This is a genomic window from Celeribacter litoreus (genome assembly GCF_020165855.1).
In the GTDB taxonomy this organism is placed as follows: domain Bacteria; phylum Pseudomonadota; class Alphaproteobacteria; order Rhodobacterales; family Rhodobacteraceae; genus Celeribacter; species Celeribacter litoreus.
Genome location: NZ_JAIUFY010000016.1, coordinates 1 through 5820, shown reverse-complemented (window position 1 = coordinate 5820; position 5820 = coordinate 1). Strand labels below are relative to the sequence as shown.

General features: G+C 52.5%; 3 tRNA genes and 3 rRNA genes. All 6 read left to right on the top strand.

Annotation, left to right across the window (positions count from 1 at the left end):
* The first annotated feature begins 403 nt into the window (after positions 1–403).
* Positions 404–1868: ribosomal RNA gene (locus tag LA304_RS17785) — 16S ribosomal RNA — on the top strand.
* 153 nt (positions 1869–2021) lie between these two features.
* A tRNA-Ile gene (locus LA304_RS17780) sits at positions 2022–2098 on the top strand.
* A 26-nt stretch (positions 2099–2124) separates the two neighbouring features.
* Positions 2125–2200: transfer RNA gene (locus LA304_RS17775), tRNA-Ala, on the top strand.
* Between the two features lie 373 nt (positions 2201–2573).
* A 23S ribosomal RNA gene (locus LA304_RS17770) occupies positions 2574–5399 on the top strand.
* Positions 5400–5520: 121 nt separating this feature from the next.
* Positions 5521–5635, top strand: a 5S ribosomal RNA gene (rrf, locus tag LA304_RS17765).
* The 16S, 23S and 5S rRNA genes sit together here with 3 tRNA genes alongside, the layout of an rRNA operon.
* A 94-nt stretch (positions 5636–5729) precedes the next feature.
* Positions 5730–5806, top strand: a tRNA-Met gene (locus tag LA304_RS17760).
* Positions 5807–5820: the final 14 nt, after the last annotated feature.

Below are 5820 nucleotides of genomic sequence, written 5' to 3'. Positions count from 1 at the left end.
GCACTCGCCTTAGAACCCCCTTCACCGGCGGCGCTGAGGCGCACGGCGGGACGGACGGAACGACGAAGCGGACGCTTCGGAGGGAAGTTCGGAAGAAAATTCTGAGGCAGAGTTGGGCGGGCGCGCCGTAAGTTTAGGGCGCACTGGTCTGGTTTTTGTCTCACGCTCTTTGAAATTGTTATATGAACGAAGAGATATGCGGGCGGTTTGGTCACTACGACAAGAACGTCTGTATATCGCACTCCTAGGATTTCGGTCCGATTATGGAGTGTCAGCTTCACTGTTTGTCGGTCTTCGGTATCTTTGATACCAAGCACGAGAAACAGTTACTACTCAACCTTAGCCGGTTGAGTGGTGTGATGTGCAGAGGTTCGACGTCAAGGTTATGATGGTAACATCATTTCAACTTGAGAGTTTGATCCTGGCTCAGAACGAACGCTGGCGGCACGCCTAACACATGCAAGTCGAACGAGATCTTCGGATCTAGTGGCGGACGGGTTAGTAACGCGTGGGAACATGCCCTTCACTACGGAATAGTCCCGGGAAACTGGGTTTAATACCGTATACGCCCTTCGGGGGAAAGAATTTCGGTGAAGGATTGGCCCGCGTTAGATTAGATAGTTGGTGGGGTAATGGCCTACCAAGTCTACGATCTATAGCTGGTTTGAGAGGATGATCAGCAACACTGGGACTGAGACACGGCCCAGACTCCTACGGGAGGCAGCAGTGGGGAATCTTAGACAATGGGCGCAAGCCTGATCTAGCGATGCCGCGTGAGTGATGAAGGCCTTAGGGTCGTAAAGCTCTTTCGCCTGTGAAGATAATGACGGTAGCAGGTAAAGAAACCCCGGCTAACTCCGTGCCAGCAGCCGCGGTAATACGGAGGGGGTTAGCGTTGTTCGGAATTACTGGGCGTAAAGCGCACGTAGGCGGATTAGTCAGTCAGAGGTGAAATCCCAGGGCTCAACCCTGGAACTGCCTTTGATACTGCTAGTCTTGAGTTCGAGAGAGGTAAGTGGAATTCCGAGTGTAGAGGTGAAATTCGTAGATATTCGGAGGAACACCAGTGGCGAAGGCGGCTTACTGGCTCGATACTGACGCTGAGGTGCGAAAGTGTGGGGAGCAAACAGGATTAGATACCCTGGTAGTCCACACCGTAAACGATGAATGCCAGTCGTCGGGTAGTATACTATTCGGTGACACACCTAACGGATTAAGCATTCCGCCTGGGGAGTACGGTCGCAAGATTAAAACTCAAAGGAATTGACGGGGGCCCGCACAAGCGGTGGAGCATGTGGTTTAATTCGAAGCAACGCGCAGAACCTTACCAACCCTTGACATCCTGGTCGCGGTTTAGAGAGATCTATTCCTTCAGTTCGGCTGGACCAGTGACAGGTGCTGCATGGCTGTCGTCAGCTCGTGTCGTGAGATGTTCGGTTAAGTCCGGCAACGAGCGCAACCCACATCCTTAGTTACCAGCGGTTTGGCCGGGGACTCTAGGGAAACTGCCCGTGATAAGCGGGAGGAAGGTGTGGATGACGTCAAGTCCTCATGGCCCTTACGGGTTGGGCTACACACGTGCTACAATGGCATCTACAGTGAGTTAATCTCCAAAAGATGTCTCAGTTCGGATTGGGGTCTGCAACTCGTCCCCATGAAGTCGGAATCGCTAGTAATCGCGTAACAGCATGACGCGGTGAATACGTTCCCGGGCCTTGTACACACCGCCCGTCACACCATGGGAGTTGGGTCTACCCGACGGCCGTGCGCTAACCTTTTGGAGGCAGCGGACCACGGTAGGCTCAGCGACTGGGGTGAAGTCGTAACAAGGTAGCCGTAGGGGAACCTGCGGCTGGATCACCTCCTTTCTAAGGATGTTTCTAGTATATCAGCTTGCTGATCTCGTGAAACTCATTAGCAGCTACTTGGTAGCATAAGATCAACAATAGTTGGTCAAACTCGGCCAGGCCGTCCCCATATCTCTTCGTAATAGCAAACACAGGCCTACCGGTCTGGACTTTGGGTCGGTAGCTCAGGTGGTTAGAGCGCACGCCTGATAAGCGTGAGGTCGGAGGTTCAAGTCCTCCTCGACCCACCACTTCCACTCGCAAGAGTGTTGGATATGGGGCCTTAGCTCAGCTGGGAGAGCACCTGCTTTGCAAGCAGGGGGTCATCGGTTCGATCCCGATAGGCTCCACCATTCCACTTCTGATTAGATCGCTAAGCACTTTCGAGTGTTTAGCCGTCCAATGAGACGACAATTGACATCGTTAAGAGAGATTAAAATGCAACATCGTTGGTTGCCCGAGTATGGGTTAACCTCCGTCGCTTCCCCCTCATGAATTTGAGGTTGGAAGGTGTTTTGCGGTCCCTTTCCTCGGACCTCTCAACATATCGCGGCGAGAAAAGATGATGTTGCCCAAGTCAAGTAAACTAACCAAGTTGCAGTTTTGAACTGCAGCGCGTTTCCAGTCCGATACAAGACTGGAAGCGGGAAAGTATGCTTTTGGTTCAGAAAGTATAGGGTTGCTCTTACCAGCTGCAGCCCTCGCAGTTTTGCTCTTTCTGGATCAAATCAAGCGCGAGAAGGGCGTTTGGTGGATGCCTTGGCAGTAAGAGGCGATGAAGGACGTGATACTCTGCGATAAGCTATGGGGAGCCGAGAATAGGCTTTGATCCATGGATTTCCGAATGGGGGAACCCACCTGACAGTTTGATATTGTTACCTTGGTACTCAATATCTTTCTGAAACAGGTACTTTTAACCTGAATACATAGGGTTTTAAGAGCAAACCCGGGGAACTGAAACATCTAAGTACCCGGAGGAAAGGACATCAATAGAGACTTCGTTAGTAGCGGCGAGCGAACGCGAACCAGCCGAGCATGATAAGTGACTAGAACACGTTGGAAAGCGTGGCCATAGCGGGTGACAGCCCCGTATAGGAAGCTTTGAGTGACGTATTAAGTAGGGCGGAACACGTGAAATTCTGTCTGAAGATCGGAGGACCACCTCCGAAGGCTAAGTACTCCTTACTGACCGATAGCGAACCAGTACCGTGAGGGAAAGGTGAAAAGCACCCCGACGAGGGGAGTGAAACAGTTTCTGAAACCGGACGCCTACAAGCAGTCGGAGGGACCTCGAGTCCTGACGGCGTACCTTTTGTATAATGGGTCATCGACTTGGTCTTACGAGCAAGCTTAAGCCGTTAGGTGTAGGCGTAGCGAAAGCGAGTCTTAATAGGGCGAATGAGTTCGTGGGATCAGACCCGAAACCGAGTGATCTAGGCATGACCAGGATGAAGGTAAGGTAACACTTACTGGAGGTCCGAACCCACACCTGTTGAAAAAGGTCGGGATGAGTTGTGCCTAGGGGTGAAAGGCCAATCAAACTCGGAGATAGCTGGTTCTCTGCGAAATCTATTTAGGTAGAGCGTCATCCGAATACCCCGGGGGGTAGAGCACTGGATGGGTAATGGGGCCCCACAGGCTTACTGATCCTAACCAAACTCCGAATACCCGGGAGTACTAGATGGCAGACACACTGCGGGTGCTAACGCCCGTAGTGGAGAGGGAAACAACCCTGACCTCCGGCTAAGGCCCCTAATTCATGGCTAAGTGGGAAAGCAGGTGGGACGACCAAAACAACCAGGAGGTTGGCTTAGAAGCAGCCATCCTTTAAAGATAGCGTAACAGCTCACTGGTCTAGATAAGTTGTCCTGCGGCGAAGATGTAACGGGGCTCAAGCCATGAGCCGAAGCCGAGGATGCCGTAAGGCATGGTAGCAGAGCGTAGTGTGACATAGTCTCATGTGTCCTTACCTTCTTCGGAAGGATTGGACACAAGAGGCTTTCTGTGAAGCCGGCGTGTGAACGATCCGGTGGAGAGATCACTAGTGAGAATGATGACATGAGTAGCGACAAACAGGGTGAGAGACCCTGTCGCCGAAAGTCCAAGGGTTCCTGCTTAAAGCTAATCTGAGCAGGGTAAGCCGACCCCTAAGGCGAGGCCGAAAGGCGTAGTCGATGGGAACCAGGTTAATATTCCTGGGCCAGAGAGAAGTGACGGATCGCAAAGGTCGTTCATCCTTATCGGATTGAATGGGCGGCTCAGCGGTCCCTGGAAATAGCCTCTCATTAGATCGTACCCTAAACCGACACAGGTGGACTGGTAGAGAATACCAAGGCGCTTGAGAGAACTATGTTGAAGGAACTCGGCAAAATACCTCCGTAAGTTCGCGAGAAGGAGGCCCAGTTTCTACGCAAGTATTGGCTGGGGGCACAAACCAGGGGGTGGCGACTGTTTACTAAAAACACAGGGCTCTGCGAAGTCGCAAGACGACGTATAGGGTCTGACGCCTGCCCGGTGCCTGAAGGTTAAAAGGAGGAGTGCAAGCTCCGAATTGAAGCCCAGGTAAACGGCGGCCGTAACTATAACGGTCCTAAGGTAGCGAAATTCCTTGTCGGGTAAGTTCCGACCTGCACGAATGGCGTAACGACTTCCCCGCTGTCTCCAACATAGACTCAGCGAAATTGAATTGCCTGTCAAGATGCAGGCTTCCCGCGGTTAGACGGAAAGACCCCGTGCACCTTTACTACAGCTTCACACTGGCATTAGGCCGAACATGTGCAGAATAGGTGGTGGGCTTTGAAGCAGGGACGCCAGTCCCTGTGGAGCCTCCTTTGAGATACCACCCTTGTTCTGCTTGATGTCTAACCGCGGTCCGTTATCCGGATCCGGGACCCTGTGTGGCGGGTAGTTTGACTGGGGCGGTCGCCTCCCAAAGAGTAACGGAGGCGCGCGAAGGTTGGCTCAGAGCGGTCGGAAATCGCTCGTTGAGTGCAATGGCAGAAGCCAGCCTGACTGCAAGACTGACAAGTCGAGCAGAGACGAAAGTCGGCCATAGTGATCCGGTGGTCCCGAGTGGAAGGGCCATCGCTCAACGGATAAAAGGTACGCCGGGGATAACAGGCTGATACTGCCCAAGAGTCCATATCGACGGCAGTGTTTGGCACCTCGATGTCGGCTCATCTCATCCTGGGGCTGGAGCAGGTCCCAAGGGTATGGCTGTTCGCCATTTAAAGAGGTACGTGAGCTGGGTTTAGAACGTCGTGAGACAGTTCGGTCCCTATCTGCCGTGGGTGTAGGATACTTGAGAGGAGTTGCCCCTAGTACGAGAGGACCGGGGTGAACGATCCACTGGTGGACCTGTTATCGTGCCAACGGTAGTGCAGGGTAGCTATGATCGGAAAGGATAACCGCTGAAGGCATCTAAGCGGGAAGCCCCCCTCAAAACAAGGTATCCCTGAGGGCCGTGGAAGACCACCACGTCGATAGGCTGGAGATGTAAGTGCAGTAATGCATTCAGTTGACCAGTACTAATTGCCCGATAGGCTTGATTTGATCCAGTAAAAGCAAAACTGCTTCTACTCGAACAAAAGCATACACATACAACTTACTTGACTTGGTTCCGCGCTCATTTAGCCGAATAGGCGGTAGCGCAGAAATGAAGCTCTTTATTCGGTTTGGTGGTCACAGCGTCAGTGAAACACCCGATCCCTTCCCGAACTCGGCCGTTAAGCACGATTGCGCCAATGGTACTGCGTCTTAAGACGTGGGAGAGTAGGTCACCGCCAAACCTAATAAAGAGCCTCAAATCTCTCAAACGATGATAAAAATAACCCCACACGAATAAAACTTCGCCCGTGGGGCCGGCAATGAAGATTGCCCTGTCGCGGGGTGGAGCAGCCCGGTAGCTCGTCAGGCTCATAACCTGAAGGTCGTAGGTTCAAATCCTACCCCCGCAACCAAAAATATTAGAAAT